This is a genomic window from Psychrobacter sp. Rd 27.2, assembly GCF_001921755.1.
Lineage (GTDB): Bacteria > Pseudomonadota > Gammaproteobacteria > Pseudomonadales > Moraxellaceae > Psychrobacter > Psychrobacter celer.
The window spans coordinates 1-301 of record NZ_MRYB01000180.1 but is presented as its reverse complement, the minus strand read 5'-3'; the positions used below and the strand labels follow the sequence as shown (position 1 = coordinate 301).

Below are 301 nucleotides of genomic sequence, written 5' to 3'. Positions count from 1 at the left end.
TGTGAGAGATATGACGGTAAGTCCATAAGGCGGTATCATATAACCAACTTCAATATTATTATTCGGCGCTTTTAGGTAACCAAATTCATTATCCAAAAAGCCACCCATCGTTAGCACGATATAACCGTCCTCTCGGGCCATACTTACGATACCTGAGCGATCTAGCTTCTTACGCAGTAAAGCGACTTTTTCTACCTCTAAGTTATCTGCTCTAATTTTTCCAGCATAAGCTGCCGCTATCTCTCGCTCAGTTGTATAGCTATCATCATTGGAGATAAGCTGATCATTTAGTATCTTATGG

Annotated in this window: 1 protein-coding gene; it reads right to left on the bottom strand. The window is 40.5% G+C overall.

What is annotated here, in order from left to right; translation table 11 throughout:
• On the bottom strand, positions 1 to 301 hold a 301-nt coding region (locus tag BTV99_RS13660; RefSeq protein WP_178377999.1), incomplete at both ends, for a hypothetical protein.